This window comes from Fumia xinanensis (assembly GCF_014384905.1).
Lineage (GTDB): Bacteria > Bacillota > Clostridia > Oscillospirales > Ruminococcaceae > Fumia > Fumia xinanensis.
The window spans coordinates 191,618-209,921 of record NZ_JACRSV010000004.1; the positions used below are offsets into that span (position 1 = coordinate 191,618).

An 18,304-nucleotide genomic window follows, 5' to 3' on the forward strand; every position below is an offset into this window, starting at 1 on the left:
CGCACAGCGGTTTTTTATAGAATAATTATTTTTGATACCGCTTTTTCTTTCCGACAGGTCGGGTCTGTTTCAGATAGCGGTCAATGTTTTGAGGTTCTTTGCTCACGGCGCAGGAAAACAGAATGTCGATCAAAGTGAGCTGTGCGATTCTGGAACTCATAGCGCCGATACGAATGGTGGTTTCGGGCGAAGTGAGCTGAAAAGCGATGTCTCCGCATTGAGAGAGGCGGTTTTTGCCGTACTGGGTAATGGTAATGACCGCGGCACCTTTAGATTTGGCCATACTGGCCGCTTCTACCACGTCCTTGGTTTCGCCGGACCAGGAGATTGCTACGGCCACGTCCTCTTCGGATAGGAGAGAGGCGGAGGTGAGCTGGAGGTGTCCGTCGGGATAAGCGGTACAGTTCTTATTAATGCGCATGAACTTATACTGGGCGTCTTGTGCTGCAAGTTGAGAAGCGCCGATGCCGTAAAAATCGATTTTTTTGGCCTTTATGAGCAGGTCGGAGGCCAACTGGACGTCGGAGGGGCGAAGCAGGGTACAACTGTCCTGAATGGACTGGATGCTGTTTGCGCAGATGCTTTGCAGGATGGTTTCCACGCTGTCGCCCGGCAGAATATCGGCGGATTCTCGTTTCTCCCTGTTTTGCTCCACTGCTAGCTCTGCTGCCAGAGCCAGGGTAAAATCCCGGTATCCTTCAAAACCCATTCTTTTGCAGAATCGGACGACGGCTGCCCGGTTGGAGCCACTGTGTTCTGCCAGTTCTGCTACCGGGAGGCCGACGATGTTTCCTGCGTGCTCCAGTACATAGTTCGCCACTCTCTGTTCGGACGGGCTGAAATTTTCCCTGCATTTTTGGATGCGAAGCAATGTTCCACTCATAAATTTTCCCCCTGATTCCACTTTTCCATCGCCATCAGCGCGCAGCCGTAGGCGGCGTCGTGGCGGCACTCCTGAAAAATTACATTAGGGGCCTTTGTTTGTAGCTTTCGACTGAGCAAATCTCGCAGGGCGGGAGATTTTGTGACCATTCCACCGGTGTAGACACAAACAATCGGTTCCCGTTTTTTGGGGGGAAACTTTTGCGCCGCTGCCGTTACCATTTCACAGAGGCTTTCGGCGGCTTCCTCATAAATCGCTTTGGCTGTATCGTCGCCAAGCGCAAAAGCCCTGTCGCATAAGGCGGCCAGAGAGGCAATTTCTTTTTTGCCGTTGCCCGACTGGTAGAGGTAGTCGATGAGTTCCATCGGGGAGGAAAGTTTCAGATGTTCCAGCAGCAAATCGGTGAGCACGGTTTGTCTGCCCCTTCCGTCAAAGGCCCGCATAACGGCGCCGAGCATCCGGCAGGCGATTTGGTAACCGCTTCCCTCGTCGCCGATGAGATGCCCCCACCCACCAATGCGGAAGATGTCCTCTGCAGCGGTTTTCGCCATACAGACTGATCCTGTCCCGGCGATCAGGACAATGCCGCAGCCGGAGGGAGTGCCGCTGTAAAGAAGGGGAAGAGCGTCGTTTGTGAGAAGGACGGGGATACCGGGGAAAATTTCTGCCAAAATGGCAGACAGCTGGTTTTGGGAGGTGATGCTGCTGGCTCCAGCCGTTCCCAGACAGGCGGAGACACAATCTTTTTGGGAAAGTCCAGTCTGCTTATAAAAATCGGCGAGCAGGAGTTTTAGATTTTCCTTTACCGTTTCTTTTGAAAGGGCGGTCAGGTTGCTGGCCCCTCCCCGTGCCTCGCCGACGGTGTTTTGCTGTAAATCCAAGGCTTTGAGATGGGTTTTGGTGCCGCCTCCGTCGATGCCGATGACGTACTTCATAGAGAGGCACCATCTTGCTGAAGAAAGGCGACGGCCTTCCGCGCCGAACCGTTATGGCTTGAAAGAGCATTGCGGGCAGTAGCGGCGTCACAGTCTGTGAGCAGCATGACCAAAGCCGTTTTAGTGTTGCCGGAAAGGGTCAAGGCCTCTTCTGCCTTTTCCCGGGGGAGATTGGTGGCTTTCATCAGGATGCGGACAGCCCGATCCCGCAGTTTTTGGTTGCTGGGAATCATATCCACCATCAGATTCCGGTAAGTTTTACCCAACTTGACCATCGTAGCGGTGGAGAGCATATTGAGCACCATTTTTTGGGAGGTTCCCGCTTTCATACGGGTGCTGCCCATAATGGCTTCCGGGCCGACGACAGGGATAATGGCGATGTCGGCCACTTCGGCGATGTGGGCATGAGGGGAGTTGGAGATGGCGACGGTGGCGGCTCCCAATTTTTTTGCTTCCTGCAATGCGCCTGCCACGTAGGCGGCGGAACCGCTTGCGCTGATGCCGACGACGGTATCCAGCGCGCTTATTTGATGGCGGAGCAGATCGGCTTTACCCTGTTCCGCCTGGTCTTCGATCTCCTCGATTCCGGTGCGCAGGGCTGTATCCCCTCCGGCAATAATCCCGACCACAAGACTGGGGTCGGTGCCGAAGGTGGGAGGACATTCCGATGCGTCCACTACTCCCAGTCGGCCGCTGGTGCCTGCGCCGATGTAGAAAAGGCGTCCACCTTTTTCCATCCGCGCCGCAATGGTGTCCACCGCTTTTGCCACATCGGGGAGAACGGCTTCCACCGCCTGGGCTACTTTTTTGTCTTCGTCGTTGATTAAACGCACAATTTCCTCGGTGGAGCAGAGGTCGATGTCAACCGTCAAGGGATTGACCTGCTCCGTTGTCAGTTGATTGTAATCCATTTGTGAGTTCCTCCTGTTATTCCATATTGTCGAATACGATGAGCGAAATGGGTTCTTGGGGCATGGAAAAAGTCACTTTTTCCTCCTGTGCGCTAAAGGACAGCAGGCGTTTTTGCACTGCTGTTTCTTTTACGGTATAAACAGCTGCCCTGGCTATTTTGGGGCTGTATTCCATCGAACATTCTCCGCAGGCAGCCTGCTTTTGGGCTATTGCCAGCAGGACGCCTCCCGGCAGTTCGAACCGCTTTATCAATGTGCCGGGGATTTCCAAAAGGCCGTCGGTATCGCGAAAAATGCCGTGGCCGAAGGTTTCGAGCCAGTATTTTCGCAAAGTGATGACATCTTTCAGGTAACGAAACTGTTTGGGGTCCCGATGAAAGGTGTTGTCGTCCACCAGGTCGTAAACCCAGAAGTAGGAACCTGTGACAAAGGCTTTGTTGATGATGTCGGTGGATGCCTGACCGATGTGGACAGGCCGCATAGCCATGTTGGATTCGGGGTAGAGCATATCCACCAGGATTTGCTCCGGAAAGGTGTACTTATAAAGCTCTGGAAACGCGCCGGTGTAGTAATAGGAGAAGGTGGATACCAAAAAGCCCGAGACGTCGGCATTGTAGGCGTCAGATACCCCTTCAGCAACAATGCTCATCGGTGCGTCAGTGGACGTTTTATTGTTTATCTGCTTAAGAAGGGAACGGTATCCTTCATTCCAATCGTTCCAGGAGTGGCCGTGAGCCGGATTGTGGCAAATGCAGGGCGGAGCCATTGCGAGCTGATCCAGGTAAACGCCGTCGGCGCCTATCCGTTCAGTGGCGTACTGCACGGCAGATTGTAGGCGATTGCGCCATTCAGAAGAATGGATGCACATGACGGCAAAATTCAAGTCCCGGTTGCCGGCGGCCTCCACAAAGGGAGAGCCGTCTTTTTGCCGGACGGCATTTTCCGCTGTAAAAGCGCCTGTAGGGTCGTATTTGGTGTTGGCGATGCGGGAATTGATGTAAAAGGAAAGGTGTCCGCCTTTTTGCCGGACGATGCTGACAGCCTCGCGGAATTCTTCTTCTGTGCCCAGGTCGGCATCGGCGCGGTATTCAGGGAATCCGTGGTCGAATCCGTCGCGGTGCCAGCCTGCAAGCAGCAGGTGGTTTAGGCCCATCTCCCGCGCTTCATCCAAAAGGCGGGGAATATCCTTGTACCGATGCACAACGCCGCCGTTTTGATATTTAAAATCGTAATGAGCCACCAATCCGGGGCTCTTTTCAAACCAGTGGGGACGTTTCGGCTTTTTGGCGGGGACGTTATTTTGCCGGAAGGCGCGGTAGATCTCCGCGCCTCTATGCCAGTCTCCCCGATGGACGGCGGTGACGAGCGGCGGGGAGTTCCAGTTCCCTCCATTTTCACAGTAAGGGTGATGCACAAAGGAAAAGTTCATTCCGGGACTGCTGGTGCCATAGGTTTCAGCCCGCAGGGAACAGTTGTGAGGCAGGGGATCGTGGTTTGCAAAATAAATTCCCAAGTCCTCCCCGTAATAGTCGAGCCAAGTCATCGAAAGAGGACCGGAATAGGAGAAATCCATAGCGTACAGTCCATCTTCATCCGGCCCAGCCGCAATATTTCCCAGGGAGTAGACATAGCGGTATTCCTGCCATTTCCAGTAAATACAGGGGGATTTCTCACAAAAGAACCCCACCGGATTTTGGATTTTAAGGCCGGCGTTATAGGGATAAACCAGCGTGTCGTCCTCCCAGGTATCTCCAAGGTACACTCCGTTCAGGCAGGGAAAGCGCAGATCCTCAATGAGCAGCTCCGGCTGGCGGTTGGACAGGGAAAGCTGCCAATGAAGCTCTGATGTGTCCCTCGACAGCTCGATTTGGTAGCAAAGGGGGATGTTGTAGCTTTTTTCTCCGTCGGTCAACTTATTATAAGATACCCGGATAAGGAGTGCATTTTCAGTCTCTTCATGGGTAATATGGGGCTTTAACTGTGCGTCCCGTGCGATGGAGTAAGTATCTCCTCCAAACAGACGAATTTTTTCTCCCTTTAAAGAGGCAAAAAGCTGGAAGGGCTGGTGAAGCAAAAAGGAGGAATTTTTAATGAGGTTTTCCCCGGTAGGTTTATAGATGAGTTCCAAAAGTTCTCCGGTCAGGCTGTCTATTGCAACCGACAGGAGATCATTTTGATAATGGTATCGGCTTTGATACATTGAAACGCTCCCCTTTCGTTAGCAGAATACTGCAAATTTGGTGATGGAGATTTACATAAGTTTCAATATTATATTATCATATATGAAATTAAATTTCAACAGCAATAAAAAAATAATGTATCTGCTAGAGTAAATCTAACATATTTTATATTATTTTTGTAACGAAAAGTATAAAATTTGGCTTTATTTAACTTTTACTGACTCCTTCGCATAGAATAATTAAAGGAGGTGCCAGTGATGTTCTCTTATTACATTCAAATTGAAAAACAAATATTGGAAGAAACTTTGACCGTCCGAGATAAAGAGGTACTCCATTACCGGATTACATATCCCAAGTTTGTTTCCAGTGCATTCAGGCGCAGCTTAGCGGAAATTAACCGGTTTTACCAAAGAAAGGCACGTGAATATCGGCAGCATTGCCGAACGGTTCTATACGCTCAAGCAGCGGAACAGGTACTCTACGATCCGGAAGGGCAATTTCCCATCGTTCCCTATGAGGCAATTTTGGATTTTTGTATTACCTATAATGATGACTGCGTCCTGAGCTTGTATTTCGACCGCTATGAGTTCACTGGGGGAGCCCATGGCAATACCATGCGTTTTTCCGATACCTGGGGGCTGCAAAGCGGACGAAGGCTGCCGGTTTCTGCTTTTATTGCCCAGCCTGTTTATTATAAGACTTTTTTAATTGACAAAGTCCTGGATCAGATGCGGGAAAACATTGAAGCAGGAGAAGCAACTTATTTTGAGCCTCATAAAAGTAACGTCATCGAAAACTTCCACGCCGAAAATTATTTTCTTGCACGTAAGGGTCTGGTGATTTACTACCAACAGTACGACATTGCGCCATATTCAAGCGGCATTCAGACTTTTTTAATTCCCTATTCCAGAACAGTGCTGAAGCCCCGATGCAATGGGGGAAAATACTGTCCTAAAAATTTTACAGCTGATCATCTTAAAGGCGTATTGTAGTTTTCAGGCTGATGCGGTATAATATCATAAAGACATATATGGCATGCGCCAGAAGAAGCAAAACTGCATTTAGTCGGCTTGGCCGGTTTTATGATGAACGGCAGACGCCCCGGTGAGGAGCATTTTCCAAATAGCGGAAAACCAAACGGCGGGAGGAAAAAATGAGTCAGAAAGATTATTATGACATTGGAAGAACAATCAACCAATTTATTCAGGACTTAAAAAATGCGCCTGTGGGTGGATTTACCAACGTAAAAAACGGTGTGGACGAAGCAGCCAGGCAGTTTAAAGATGAAGTTAAAAATGCTGCAAAGGGCTTTAAGGTAGAAATCAATACAGGTGTAAGGACACAGCCTAAAGCGCCGCCACGTCCTAATCAGCAATGGAACGGCGGGGGCATGCCGGCAAACAGTTGGCAGAAGGCAGCCATGTATCCACAAAAAAAATCCATTCCCGGACGCACTGCAGGTATTCTATTTACGGTGTTCGGCTGGATCGGTCTAGTGCCCAGCGCTATTGTCTTGCTTGTTTTGCTGTCAGTTGGGCTGGCGGAAGGGAATACCGGTACCCTTTTGACCAGCACTTTGATATTAACCCCAATCATTGCTGCCTTTATACTTATGATCTGCAAAGGAAATTCTCTACTGGCGCGGGTCCGACGATTTTTTCGTTATCGCACATTTTTAAAGGGGAGTTCTTTTGGCTCTATTGAACAGTTGGCAGCGTTTAGCGGCCGGCAAAAGGATTTTGTAGTGAAAGATTTAAAGAAAATGATTCAAAACGGCATGTTCGAACAGGCTTTTTTGGATGAGGAAGAGACCTGCGTCATGTTGGACCGGGAGACCTATCAGCAATATCTGAATCTTCAAAAGCGGATGGAACAGAAGAAGGAGAGTTCTTTAAATGACGATGGCGAGCAGTCCGAGCAGGCGGCCATGATTGCGGTAGGACGGGAGTACATCAATCAAATTCGGGCTGCAAACGATGCTATTCCAGGGCAGGAGATTTCCGAAAAGCTCGATAAACTCGAGAATGTGACTGCAAAAGTATTCTGGTATGTGGAGCAGCATCCAGAAAAGCTTTCTGACATTCAGAATTTTATGAGTTACTATCTGCCTACTACATTGAAGCTGGTCAACGCTTACCGTGAATTTGGTGAAAAAGCAGAACGGAGTCAGGAAATCCAGTATGCACAGAGTGAGATTCTCCATATTCTGGATACCATTAACCTTGCCTTTGCCAATTTGCTCAACAGCCTTTATGAAGAGGATATACTCGATATCACAACGGATATTTCCACCCTGGAAAAGGTATTGGCCCAGGATGGACTGACCGGAACCGAATTTAAGATTCCCCAACGGCAAAAAGAAAAAGAACCGGTTGAACCACGGTAAAAAAAGGCCCTCTGTTTAGGCAGAGGGCCTTTTCCATACATATAAAAAACACGGGGCTAAAGATAGCCTCGTGTTTTTAGCGCTTATTTACTGCTTTCAGAGCTGCCTTCAGAACTGTTTTCACTGCTTGGGCTCTGGTAGACGAACCCTTCTTTTTCTTTGGCATGTTCTACCGCAAAATTCATCACTTTTTCGGTGAGCAGTGAGTTCATAATGACGTCCTTGTCGTACTGCGCCTCAAAAGCGGCAGTATCACTAAATCCGTAGTTGCTGGCGTAGCGTTCCACCCCAGCTTTATATTCATCATCAGTAATTGCCAATTTCTCCGCCTCTGCGATGGCGTTGACAACGACTTCCCGTTTAATGACTTGTTCCGCTTCATTTTGAAGACGGGAGTTGAAATCTTCCAAGGTCATGTTGTAATAAGAGGTTAGGAAATCACCTAATTCCATCTCGTTGACAGAAGCAGCCTGAGTATAGTAATCGGTGGCATCTTTAACGTATTGATCCACTTCACCTTCGGGGTATTTTTTCAGTTCTGCATTGTCCATTACCTGCTGCCAGACGGTTGTCTGCTTTGTGTAATCCGCCTGCTGCTGTTTGTAATCAGTTAGCTGCTGCTTGACAGATTTTTTGTACTCGTCGACCGTAGTGGCGGTGGAATTTGGAAGGCTCTGAACAAGAGTATCGGTCAATTCCGGAATAACCGTTTTGCTGATTTTGTTGATGGTTACAGTGAATTCCGCTTCTTTTCCTGACAAATCGGGGTTATTCTTGTAAGGGTCCGGGAAGGTGACTTTGATTGTGGTCGTCTCGCCGACTTTGGCGCCGATAAGCTGATCCTCGAAACCGGGGATGAAACGTCCGGAACCAATAGTTAGATCACTTCCCTGAGCGGTACCGCCGTCAAAGGCAGTTCCGTCAACTGTGCCCACATAGTCAATGTTTACGGTATCGCCGTTTTGGACATCGGTGCGGTCGGTGATTTCAGTAGTGGTGGACTGAGAGGCGAGAACCTGCTGAATTTGCTGATTGACCTCTTCATCGGTGACAGAAAGATCCGCAGGAGCGTAGTTGAGACCCTTATATTGCCCTAAATCGACGTAATCGTTGCTGTAGGTGACTTTGCCCTGACATCCGGAAAGCAATGTGGCGACGCACAAACCGGCAGCCAGAACAGTTGCAAAGCTTTTTTTCATAATATTTTTAAATTCCTTTCTTTATAGGGAGAAATCTCCCGATCTTCCAACAGTGCTAATCCTTTTTATATCACATTATCTGATGAAATGAAAGATTTACAGGAAAAAGTTCAGAAAGTCAACACAAAATTCAGAAATGGGCACAAATTTGGACGCTTATTTTCGTGTATGTTGTTTCTTGACAAAAGGCCAGCGTATCGTAAAGATACGCTGGCTCACGACTAATTCAAAACAAAAAACTGCTCATACCAGAGGATAAAACTGTAGATAGACCATATTTTCTTCATGTTGAGAGCTCTTCCCTCTTTGTGGTCGTTTAGCAGCTTCATAATAGCATCCCGGTTAAAATACCGGTCGGCGATCTCCCCCTCAAACTTTTCTTTGACCATACTGTAGTACTTGTCCTGCCGCAGCCAGTCGTTTAAAGGCACAGGAAAGCCCAGTTTCTTTTTATTGGCGGTGCGTTCGGGAATCTGTTTGATAGCGGCTCCCCGGAGGGCAATTTTGGTTACATCGTTATGAGCGCGGTATCGGGCGGGGATTTGTACCGCAAGTTCCAGCATTTTTTTATCCAGGAAGGGAACGCGGAGTTCCAGCGAATTTGCCATGCTCATCCGGTCGGCCTTCTGGAGGATGTCGTAGAGCATCCAGGTGTAGATGTCCACGTACTGGAGCTGAGTGGGCTCGTCCAGGTCTTTTACTTTGTCAAAATACGGTTTTGCGTACTCGGTGGGGTCCTTTGAGGGGATATTTTTCTTGAGGTATTTGCCCCGTTCCTCACTGGTGTAGACATAATTGCTGCGGGCGAAACGTTCATAAGGTTTCATGGCGCCGCGGATGATAAATTTTTTGCCCTTAAAGTGGGGGAGTTTTTTGGCGATGGCCGCCGCTGTTTTGCGCAGAGCCAGGGGAATCCGCTCATAATCGGCAAAGTGGCCGCCTTCCAGATACATGGGATAACCGCCGAACAGTTCGTCGGCACCCTCGCCGGAGAGGACGACTTTGACGTACTTCGCCGCGTTTTCAGCGAGAAAATAGAGGGGCACTTCCGACGGATTGGGCAGAGGCTCGTCCATGTAATACTGGATTTTGCCGGCCATCCCGAAAAAGTCGTCGGCCGAGACTTTGTTGGAGATATTCTGCACCCCGATAACCTTGGAAAAATCCTGGGCGTAGGGGAGCTCGCTGTATTTTTCTTCCTCGTAGCCCACAGAGAAGGTTTTCACGTCCTTCATGGCCTTGGAGACTTCCTTGACTACGTAGCTGGAATCGACGCCGCTTGAGAGGAAACAACCCACTTCCACGTCGCTTATTTTGTGGGCCTCCACCGATTTTGTAAACTCGTCGGTGATGAGGGCTTCCCATTCCTCCAGGGACTTTGACTCGTCGGTGTTAAATTTTACGTCGTAATACTGGTGGATGGACATTTCTCCGTTTTGGTACTCGAAGTAGTGGCCACCCAGCAGCTTGTAGACGTTTTTAAAAAGGGTTTCCTCGCAGGGAATGTATTCGTAGCAGAGGTAATCAGGGAGGTGATCTTCGTTCAGCTCTTTTTCAAAGCGGGGGTGTTCCAGGAAGGATTTAATCTCGGAGCCGAAGAGGAATTCCCCACCCTTTTTGTAGTAGTAGAAGGGCTTGATGCCGAAGATGTCCCGGGCGCCGAACAGCTTTTTCTGCTTTCTGTCCCAGATGACAAAGGCGTACATGCCTCTGAGTTTTTGCAGCAGTTCCGAGCCGTATTCCTCGTAGCCGTGGAGCAAGACCTCCGAATCGGTATGGGTTTTGAACACGTGCCCTTTTTGGATAAGGTCTTCCCGCAGCTCTTTAAAATTGTAGATTTCCCCGTTAAAGGTGAGGACCATGCTGCCGTCTTCATTCAAGATGGGCTGGCTGCCGCCCTCAAGGTCGATGATAGAGAGGCGACGAAAGCCTAAAGCGATGTCGTCGTCCAAGTAATAGTCGTCCTGGTCGGGGCCACGGTGGCGGATGCGGTCGGCCATGGCTTTGATGATGGCTTTCCGGTCTCCCATGAGGCCGTTGACAATATATCCTGCAAAACCACACATATGTGAAATCCTTTCTGTGATAGGTTTAACGCCCGGCCTGCGCGCCGGAGGTAAAATTTTGGAGCCGTCCCGCCGTCTCAGCGGTGAGAAGGTTCTGGTACTGGGGTTTAAGGGGCTTTTTACACTGGGTGACGGAACACATGGCCAGCACTTCCAGCGCGTCTAAGTAGCCCGATCCGATGGGGTAGTCCCGCTTGATGAGGGAGAGCTCGGTGCAGCCCAAGATGATGCACTCAGAGCCCATTTCCCGCAGTTCTTCAGACACTTCCCGGAAAAGTTCTGTCTCTACGGGAAGTCCAGCTTTGACATTGCCGTAAATGAGGTGCATGACCTTTTGCTGGCCCTCGTCGGAAGGGATAACCCAGCCTATCGACTTTTGATTCAGGGCGGCCTGAAAGAGATTGGTGGAAATCGTGCCTGTGGTCGCCATAATGCCGGCTTTTTGAATGCCGTGGGCTTTCAGGTAGGCGGCTGTTTCAGCGACAATGTTGATAATGGGAATGTCCACCGAACGGGAAAACTCGTCGTAAAAGTAGTGGGAGGTGATACAGGGGATGGCGATACAAGAGGCGCCGAAGTTTTGCAGCTCCTTTGCGTGCTGGATGATGGCCGGAAGGGGGCTTTCCTCACTTTTTCCGAGGATATAGGCCGTCCGGTCGGGGATGGCGGGACGGTTTAACACCGTCACCGGGAGATGCTCCTGGTCGGTTTTTACATCGGTCATTTTAACGACCAGTTCTAAGAAATAGGCGGTGGCCATGGGACCCAGCCCGCCGATGACACCTAAATGTTTCATTCATGCAGTCCTTTGTTGCCGAAGTATTTCCGGTATTTTTGGTAATAACTCATCTGATTTTTGGCAAAGTAGATTCGCCGTTTGATATTGCGGTCGGGGGCGTAGTAAAGAGAACGGCAGAATTTCTTTTCCCGGATCAGCTTTTTCGCCTCTTCTTTTACCTTGGGGTCTTTGACATACTGGAAGATGATTTTTTTCGGAATGATGGACCAAAGGACTTTGTTGCTTGCGATGACGCAGTCCATCGGCTTATTGTAAATCACGTCGTCCACCAGGAATTTTGCCAGGTTGTAACCGGCGGCGGTGACAAAAAAGCTGGACCGTCCCTGCCTGAGATTCATTTCAAAGAGCTTGTACTGGCCGTCCCGGGGATCGTATTTCATGTCGAAGTTGGAAAAACCGATGTAGCCGATGTCCTCTAAGAAGTTTTTCATCCGCTCCGACAGCTCTTTGTCCACACTGTTTATAATGGCGGCGTAACTGCCGATGCCTTCCGGGGAATGCTCCTCCAAAAGGGCGTTTCCGAGAGCGATGAGCTTGACCTTTTTGTCCTTGCCGGAATAGCAGTTCATCACCCGCATGTTGGAGTCGTCACCGGGGATGTATTCCTGCAAGATCAGGTGATCTTTGTAGGAGGAGCCATAGATGGCATTGAGGATTGCGTCAAACTCCTGCTTGCTCTCGGCGATGAAGACCTTCTTTTTGTGGGGGAACTTGCAGTTCCAGTAAGCCACGCTGTTGGAGGGCTTGATGATGACGGGAAAGTCAAAGGGGAGCTCCACCGTTTTGTAGTTTTCAAAGGTACAGGTGGTGGTTTTCGGGAAAGCGAAGCCGTGTTCGGTACAGACTTCGTAGAAACTCTCCTTGATGGAAAGGCGCATGAGCAATTCCTCGTCGATGCACTCAAAGCGGTAATAGGAGCGGAGCTTATCCTGATTGCGGACCAGAAGCTTGATATAATTATCGCCGCAGGGAACCAAAAGGAGGGTCTGCTCCTTGGGGTAGCGGGAGGCGAATTTAATGAGGGTGTCGCAGAAAACGGCATCGTCTTCGAGATTCGGCTCCACCACTTTCACCGAGACGATGCGGCTGTTGGAGGTGGCGCCCAGGAGCCCTTTGCCGATGGCGACGGAGGGAATTCCGTACGCTTCATGGAAGGAGCGAGCCATGCCGTATACGTTCACGTCGCTGCCGAGCAGGACGGGGATAAAATCTTGTGTCTGGCTGGAAGTTGACATATTTGCAGCCATTCCTTTCCGATATTTTTGCAAATTTCTTTACATATATCGTTTATTATACTATTATTATATGGAAAAAACAAGATTTATGGTTTTTGTTTCAAAAATTTTGCTGGGTGCAGAAATGGAGGGAGGACTTTGGGGAAAATTTTGTTTTTATACCTGCTGATTCTCAATACCATCGGATTTTTTATCTGCTGGTGGGACAAGCATTGCGCCAAAAAGGGAAAGTGGCGGGTGCCGGAACAGACGCTTATTTTTAACGCCCTCTGCGGCGGCGCACTGGGCTTTTATATTGGGATGCAGGTTTTTCGCCATAAGACGAGGCATCCCAAATTTACGGTGGGAATCCCTTTGATTCTGATTTTGTGGGTGGCGGCTATTGCAATCATTCAGTGGAAAACAGGATGGTTGTTTTAGCGGCTGTTTCTTGATAATTTTCTCATTTGGACGTATAATAACCTCACAGGCAAACAGCAAAAGCTGTTTGTAAAGCGCCTAAAGGCGCTTTTGTCTTGCTAGCGCAAGACTAGTAAGAACGTTTTATCATCATCCGGTTCTGCTGGCGCAGAACTACGGCGGGTAAACCCGCCTACAAATTCCCAAAGGAATTTGCGGATGTGGTATAATAACCTCACAGGCAAACAGCAAAAGCTGTTTGTAAAGCGCCTAAAGGCGCTTTTGTCTTGCTAGCGCAAGATTAGTAAGAACGTTTTATCATCATCCGGTTCTGCTGGCGCAGAACTACGGCGGGTAAACCCGCCTACAAATTCCCAAAGGAATTTGCGGATGTGGTATAATAACCTCACAGGCAAACAGCAAAAGCTGTTTGCAAAGCGCCTAAAGGCGCTTTTGTCTTGCTAGTGCAGGACTAGTGAGAACATTTTATCATAAATCCCGGCCGCTGCACGGCCGCCAAAGCCGCTTCGCGTCTTTTTATCCGCTAAAGCGGAGGATTTATGGTATAATAACCTCACGGCGTAAGCCGAAGCCTTGTTTCACAAGCCTTCGGACGCCTGAGAGAACATTGTATCATAATTTGGGGCTAACGCCCCTGCGGCTGTGCCGCCCATTGTGCTGCGCACAATGAAATTATGGTATAATATAAAGCAGTTGTCTATTCTGTGCTTTGGGCGCACTGCATATATAGGGTAGGTTTTGCCCACAGAGAAAGGATTGTGACCATGGAACTGAAAGAGAAGCTGAGAAAGCTTTGCGAAAGCTACGGCGTTTCCGGCGAAGAGGGAGAAACCGCCCAAGTTGCCGCTGAAATGCTTCGGGAATACACAAACGACGTCGTCATCGACGACTGTCACAACGTCATCGCCAATGTATACGACGCGGGGGAGAATGCCCCTCGGGTCATGCTGGACGCCCACCTGGACGAAATCGGCATGGTGGTGACTTACATCACCGACGACGGATTTTTGAAGGTAGCTCCTTGCGGAGGGCTGGATATGCGGCTGCTCTTAGCCCAGGAAGTTGTGGTTCACGGCAGGGAGAAAATCACCGGTATCATCGGCTCCAAGCCCCCTCACCTGACAGCGGAGGACGAGCGGAAAAAGGTGCCGAAAATCGACGATATTTCCATCGACACCGGATATTCCAAGGGACAATTGGAGGCAATCGTTTCGCTGGGAGATCGTGTGACGCTGAAAGGCGAGTTTGTGGAACTGAAAAACGGCCGGGTCAGTTCCAAATCGTTGGATGACAGGGCCTGTATTGCGTCGATTCTTCATGGGCTGGAGCTTTTGAAGGGGAAGAAATTGGGCTGTTCTTTAACAGTGGTATTCTCCTCTCAGGAGGAAGTGGGGGGAACCGGAGCGGCTGTCGCTACTTATAAAGTAAATCCCGACGCCGCCATCGTCGTGGACGTGAGCTTTGCCCACACTGTAGACGCCGACGAGAAAAAATGCGGCAAAATGGGGAAAGGCCCCATGATCGGCATTGCGCCGTCCCTGAATCGGGGGATGGGCGACGAGATGATCGCTTTGTCCAAAGAAAAAGGCTATCCTTATCAGATAGAAGTGATTCAGGGGCGTACCACTGGTACCAACGCTGACGAAGTGACGATTACTCGGGGCGGGGTGCGGACTGAGGTGGTTTCGGTGCCGCTGCGGTATATGCACACCCCTGTCGAAGTGGTGGAGTTATCCGATGTGGAGGCGGTGGGCGCGCTCATCGCCGACTATCTTCTAAGCCACGACTGGTCGGAAAGGGGGAAATAGCCGATGTTTGATAAAACCTTAGAAAAGCTCTGCAACGCAAACGGCATTGCAGGAGCGGAAGGCACCGTCGCCGAGATGATCATTGACGAAATCAAGGACCACTGCAACTATCAGATCGACAATCTGGGAAACATCCTCGCCTTTAAAAAGGGGAAGGAAACGCCCCGGAAAAAAATCATGCTGGCGGCTCACATGGACGAAGTGGGATTTATCGTGACGGGGTATACCTCAGACGGCAACCTCAGCTTCGCCAAAGTAGGCGGCGTGGACGATCGAGTGATTATCGGGCGGCAGGTTCTGGTGGGGCCGGAGAAAATCCCCGGCGTCATCGGGACAAAGCCCATCCATCTTCAGTCAGCGGAGGAGCGGCAAACCGTTGTCGATTCGGAAAGGCTCTATGTAGACTTGGGTTGTTCCAGCAAAGAAGAGGCGGAGAGCCTTGTAAAGCTTGGAGAACAGATTTGTTTTAAAGGGGATTTTGGAACGTTTGGCGACGGGTGTTTGAAGGGCAAGGCCATCGACGACCGGCTGGGCTGCGCCATCCTTATTGACCTTATCCAGAGGGAACTTCCCTTTGACACCCATTTTGCCTTCTGTGTGCAGGAGGAAATCGGCACCCGGGGTTCTAAAGTGGCCGCCTATACCATTGCACCGGACGTTGCGGTGGTGCTGGAGGCGACTACTGCGGCGGATCTTCCTGGAGTGGAAGGGGAGCAGGCGGTCTGCCGTCTGGGGAAAGGGGCAGTTGTCGGATTTATGGACAGCGCCACCATCTATCCCCGGGATTTATACGAGCTCTGCCACAAACTGGGGGCGGAACGAGGGATTCCCGTGCAGACCAAAACCAAAGTGGCGGGCGGAAACGACGCGGGGGCAATTCATCGCTCCCGCGGTGGAGTCAAGACCATCGCTATATCGGCTCCCTGCCGGTATATCCATTCTCCCTACTGCGTGGTGAAAAAAAGCGATGTCGAGGCGGTGAAGGGGCTTTGCTGGGAGCTTTTACAGGAGATCGGTAAATAAAATCAGGACAGAAAAGAGAAGAAAAATGACGGAATTTTTTCAGATAGACCCGAGAATCGAAGAATTGGCTCAAAAGAGCGAAGCCCTTTGCAAAGAGGCCTTTGCGCGGATCGATGATGTGGCGGCTCACAACGAGGCGAAGGTGTTAAAAGCTTTCGCTGACAACCGGATTTCCGCCGCCCATTTGGTGGGAACCACCGGCTACGGTTACGACGATATGGGAAGGGATGCTCTGGACAGGGTGTTCGCCCAGGCAATGGGGGCGGAGGACGCCTTGGTGCGTCACACCTTCGTTTCCGGCACCCATGCCTTGACAGTGGCGCTCTTTGGCGTACTGAGGACGGGCGACACCATGGTGGCGGTCACCGGCAGTCCCTACGACACGCTGGAAGAAGTCATTGGCATACGCGGGGAGGGAAACGGCTCCCTCAAGGATTATGGCATCCAGTATAAACAGGTGGATTTGCTGGAGTCCGGCGAACCGGACATTCCCGCTATCAAAGAGGCGGTGAAAGGGGCGAAGCTGGCCCATATTCAGCGTTCCCGGGGGTACTCCTTTCGGCCTTCCCTGACTGTGGAGAAAATCGGGGAGATGGTGAGGGCTATCAAGGAAGTCAGCCCCGATACCATCGTATTTGTTGACAACTGTTACGGTGAATTTGTGGAAAAGTTAGAGCCTACCGACGTGGGGGCTGACCTCATCGTCGGCTCCCTCATCAAAAACGCCGGCGGCGGCATTGCCGAGACCGGCGGGTACATCGCGGGGCGGGCCGATCTCATTGAGCAATGCTCCTACCGCCTCACTTCTCCGGGAATAGGACGGGAGGCGGGTTGCAGCCTGAACCAGAATCGGAGCCTCTATATGGGGCTGTTTTACGCTCCGTCAGTGGTGGCAAACGCCGTCAAGGTGTCCTGTTTTGCATCTGCGTTGCTTCAGGAGCTGGGATTTCAGGTTTACCCTCAATATGATGAGTACCGCACTGACATCATTGCGGCGGTAGCTTTAGGGGATGCGGAGAAAATGATCGCTTTCTGTCAGGGAATTCAGAAAGGCTCTCCCATCGACGCCTATGTGACGCCGGAGCCCTGGGCAATGCCCGGCTACGATTCCGAGGTCATCATGGCGGCGGGGGCGTTTACCATGGGCGCTTCTATCGAGTTGTCGGCGGACGGCCCGCTGAGGGAACCCTATGCTGTCTGGCTGCAGGGCGGGCTTACATACAACACTGGAAAAATTGGGGTGCTGCTGGCGGCCCAGTCGATGCTGGAAAAGGGCTTGATACTCCAATAATAGCAAAATCCACTAAAAACGGAGAGGGAAGCCTCTCTGTTTTTTGTGTCCGGAAAAGATGGCAAACCTTGCCAAAGCGGGGATTTCATGGTATGATTAATAAATGTAAAAATGGGCGGAGAATTGCCAATTACCGAGAGGAGAGAACCCTATGGCCGCAAAAAATCTGATATTTCCGAAACACTACTCTCCGGAACTGAATATCATGCAGACGGAGATTGCCATCAAGTTGGTAAAAGACACTTTTGAAAGGGAACTTTCCAATCACCTGAATTTGACGCGGGTTTCAGCGCCGCTGTTCGTCACTGGAAAAAGCGGGCTCAACGACAACTTAAACGGTGTGGAGCGGCCGGTGGCTTTTGATATTTCCGATATCGGCGAGGATGTGGAGATCGTTCATTCCCTGGCTAAGTGGAAGCGCTTGGCGTTAAAGCGGTACGGCTTTGAACCGGGAGCGGGCCTCTACACCGACATGAACGCCATCCGCCGGGACGAGGAGCTCGACAACCTCCACTCGGTCTACGTCGACCAGTGGGATTGGGAAAAAATCATCACACCGGAGACGAGAAATGTTAAAACCTTGCAGCGGACGGTAAAGCAGATCGTTCAGGCTTTGAAGATTACCGAAAACAAGCTGCATAAATATTTCCCTCAGATGAAGAGCTTTATCGAAGAAAAGGTCACCTTCATCACCTCGGAGGAATTGCTTCAAAAATACCCCGGCCTTTCCCCGAAAGAGCGGGAAAACGCCGTTTGTAAAGAGTTTGGCACCGTCTTTATCACCCAGATCGGCAAAAAACTGTCAAACGGGGAACGACACGACGGCCGTGCTCCCGATTACGACGACTGGGAGTTGAACGGCGACCTACTCGTTTGGTATCCGGTGCTCGACCGGGCCATCGAGCTTTCCTCCATGGGAATCCGGGTGGATGTGGAGTCGTTGGAACATCAGCTCAAAGAAGCGGGCTGCGAGGATCGGAGAAACTTGGAGTTTCACAGAATGCTCCTAAACGGCGAACTGCCCTTGACTATGGGCGGCGGCATTGGCCAGTCACGCCTCTGTATGGTGCTGCTCCACAAAGCACATATCGGCGAGGTGCAGGCCTCCATCTGGGATCAGGAAATGATCGACGAATGTGCAAAACACCAAATCATACTGCTTTGAGGA

Annotated in this window: 15 protein-coding genes; 7 read left to right on the forward strand and 8 right to left on the reverse strand. The window is 50.6% G+C overall.

Annotated elements, in window-relative coordinates:
- Positions 1-25: 25 nt before the first annotated feature.
- Genes H8710_RS12050 through H8710_RS12065 form a run of 4 tightly spaced genes read right to left on the reverse strand, consistent with a single transcriptional unit; the run spans position 26 to position 4,929 of the window.
- On the reverse strand, positions 26-883 hold the full coding sequence (locus H8710_RS12050; RefSeq protein WP_249296083.1) for a MurR/RpiR family transcriptional regulator: 858 nt from the start codon (positions 881-883) through the stop codon (positions 26-28).
- Positions 880-1,818, reverse strand: coding sequence for a BadF/BadG/BcrA/BcrD ATPase family protein (locus H8710_RS12055; RefSeq protein WP_249296085.1), 939 nt, complete (start codon positions 1,816-1,818; stop codon positions 880-882). The genes H8710_RS12050 and H8710_RS12055 overlap by 4 nt, the downstream gene beginning before the upstream one ends.
- On the reverse strand, positions 1,815-2,729 hold the full coding sequence (murQ, locus tag H8710_RS12060) for an N-acetylmuramic acid 6-phosphate etherase (protein ID WP_249296086.1): 915 nt from the start codon (positions 2,727-2,729) through the stop codon (positions 1,815-1,817). Before murQ ends, H8710_RS12055 begins: the two co-directional genes overlap by 4 nt.
- A 16-nt stretch (positions 2,730-2,745) precedes the next feature.
- A complete protein-coding gene (locus H8710_RS12065) occupies positions 2,746-4,929 on the reverse strand; it encodes a DUF6259 domain-containing protein (RefSeq protein ID WP_249296087.1) in 2,184 nt (727 codons plus the stop codon).
- A gap of 237 nt (positions 4,930-5,166) precedes the next feature.
- On the opposite strand from H8710_RS12065, the gene H8710_RS12070 reads away from it, so the two are divergent.
- Positions 5,167-5,901 carry a DUF3298 and DUF4163 domain-containing protein gene (locus H8710_RS12070; protein WP_249296088.1) on the forward strand — a complete coding sequence of 245 codons (735 nt, stop codon included), beginning with the start codon at positions 5,167-5,169 and terminating at the stop codon, positions 5,899-5,901.
- Positions 5,902-6,062: 161 nt separating this feature from the next.
- Positions 6,063-7,295: a 5-bromo-4-chloroindolyl phosphate hydrolysis family protein gene (locus H8710_RS12075; protein ID WP_249296089.1), complete on the forward strand. Its 1,233-nt coding sequence runs from the start codon at positions 6,063-6,065 to the stop codon at positions 7,293-7,295.
- An 83-nt stretch (positions 7,296-7,378) separates the two neighbouring features.
- Here the strand turns inward: H8710_RS12075 and tig are convergent, their stop codons facing one another.
- The 4 genes from tig to H8710_RS12095 form a co-directional block, all read right to left on the reverse strand.
- Complete coding sequence (gene tig, locus H8710_RS12080; protein ID WP_249296090.1) at positions 7,379-8,494, reverse strand: trigger factor; 1,116 nt, start codon at positions 8,492-8,494, stop codon at positions 7,379-7,381.
- Positions 8,495-8,715: 221 nt separating this feature from the next.
- Complete coding sequence (gene asnB, locus H8710_RS12085) at positions 8,716-10,560, reverse strand: asparagine synthase (glutamine-hydrolyzing) (protein WP_249296091.1); 1,845 nt, start codon at positions 10,558-10,560, stop codon at positions 8,716-8,718.
- Positions 10,561-10,585: 25 nt separating this feature from the next.
- Complete coding sequence (gene cuyB / locus H8710_RS12090) at positions 10,586-11,356, reverse strand: cysteate racemase (protein ID WP_249296092.1); 771 nt, start codon at positions 11,354-11,356, stop codon at positions 10,586-10,588.
- Positions 11,353-12,606 carry a carboxylate--amine ligase gene (locus tag H8710_RS12095; protein ID WP_249296093.1) on the reverse strand — a complete coding sequence of 418 codons (1,254 nt, stop codon included), beginning with the start codon at positions 12,604-12,606 and terminating at the stop codon, positions 11,353-11,355. Before H8710_RS12095 ends, cuyB begins: the two co-directional genes overlap by 4 nt.
- A 126-nt stretch (positions 12,607-12,732) precedes the next feature.
- On the opposite strand from H8710_RS12095, the gene H8710_RS12100 reads away from it, so the two are divergent.
- The 5 genes from H8710_RS12100 (at position 12,733) to asnA (ending at position 18,301) form a co-directional block, all read left to right on the forward strand.
- Complete coding sequence (locus H8710_RS12100; protein ID WP_249296094.1) at positions 12,733-13,014, forward strand: DUF1294 domain-containing protein; 282 nt, start codon at positions 12,733-12,735, stop codon at positions 13,012-13,014.
- A gap of 764 nt (positions 13,015-13,778) precedes the next feature.
- Positions 13,779-14,822 (forward strand): zinc-binding metallopeptidase family protein, encoded by a 1,044-nt coding sequence (locus H8710_RS12105; protein WP_249296095.1) that lies wholly within the window; start codon positions 13,779-13,781, stop codon positions 14,820-14,822.
- A 3-nt stretch (positions 14,823-14,825) separates the two neighbouring features.
- A complete protein-coding gene (locus tag H8710_RS12110) occupies positions 14,826-15,845 on the forward strand; it encodes a M42 family metallopeptidase (RefSeq protein WP_249296096.1) in 1,020 nt (339 codons plus the stop codon).
- 25 nt (positions 15,846-15,870) lie between these two features.
- The gene (locus H8710_RS12115; RefSeq protein WP_249296097.1) at positions 15,871-17,136 is read left to right on the forward strand and encodes a methionine gamma-lyase family protein; all 1,266 of its coding nucleotides are present in this window, start codon (positions 15,871-15,873) and stop codon (positions 17,134-17,136) included.
- A 151-nt stretch (positions 17,137-17,287) separates the two neighbouring features.
- Positions 17,288-18,301, forward strand: a complete 1,014-nt coding sequence (asnA, locus tag H8710_RS12120) for an aspartate--ammonia ligase (protein ID WP_249296098.1) — start codon at positions 17,288-17,290, stop codon at positions 18,299-18,301.
- Positions 18,302-18,304: the final 3 nt, after the last annotated feature.

Excerpts from the sequence above, each read along its gene's own strand:
- murQ (WP_249296086.1), bottom strand. The coding sequence starts at position 2,729 with ATGGATTACAATCAACTGACAACGGAGCAGGTCAATCCCTTGACGGTT.
- H8710_RS12050 (WP_249296083.1), bottom strand. The coding sequence starts at position 883 with ATGAGTGGAACATTGCTTCGCATCCAAAAATGCAGGGAAAATTTCAGC.
- H8710_RS12105 (WP_249296095.1), top strand. The coding sequence starts at position 13,779 with ATGGAACTGAAAGAGAAGCTGAGAAAGCTTTGCGAAAGCTACGGCGTT.
- H8710_RS12055 (WP_249296085.1), bottom strand. The coding sequence starts at position 1,818 with ATGAAGTACGTCATCGGCATCGACGGAGGCGGCACCAAAACCCATCTC.
- asnB (WP_249296091.1), bottom strand. The coding sequence starts at position 10,560 with ATGTGTGGTTTTGCAGGATATATTGTCAACGGCCTCATGGGAGACCGG.
- tig (WP_249296090.1), bottom strand. The coding sequence starts at position 8,494 with ATGAAAAAAAGCTTTGCAACTGTTCTGGCTGCCGGTTTGTGCGTCGCC.
- H8710_RS12110 (WP_249296096.1), top strand. The coding sequence starts at position 14,826 with ATGTTTGATAAAACCTTAGAAAAGCTCTGCAACGCAAACGGCATTGCA.
- asnA (WP_249296098.1), top strand. The coding sequence starts at position 17,288 with ATGGCCGCAAAAAATCTGATATTTCCGAAACACTACTCTCCGGAACTG.
- H8710_RS12115 (WP_249296097.1), top strand. The coding sequence starts at position 15,871 with ATGACGGAATTTTTTCAGATAGACCCGAGAATCGAAGAATTGGCTCAA.
- cuyB (WP_249296092.1), bottom strand. The coding sequence starts at position 11,356 with ATGAAACATTTAGGTGTCATCGGCGGGCTGGGTCCCATGGCCACCGCC.
- H8710_RS12095 (WP_249296093.1), bottom strand. The coding sequence starts at position 12,606 with ATGGCTGCAAATATGTCAACTTCCAGCCAGACACAAGATTTTATCCCC.
- H8710_RS12070 (WP_249296088.1), top strand. The coding sequence starts at position 5,167 with ATGTTCTCTTATTACATTCAAATTGAAAAACAAATATTGGAAGAAACT.
- H8710_RS12065 (WP_249296087.1), bottom strand. The coding sequence starts at position 4,929 with ATGTATCAAAGCCGATACCATTATCAAAATGATCTCCTGTCGGTTGCA.
- H8710_RS12075 (WP_249296089.1), top strand. The coding sequence starts at position 6,063 with ATGAGTCAGAAAGATTATTATGACATTGGAAGAACAATCAACCAATTT.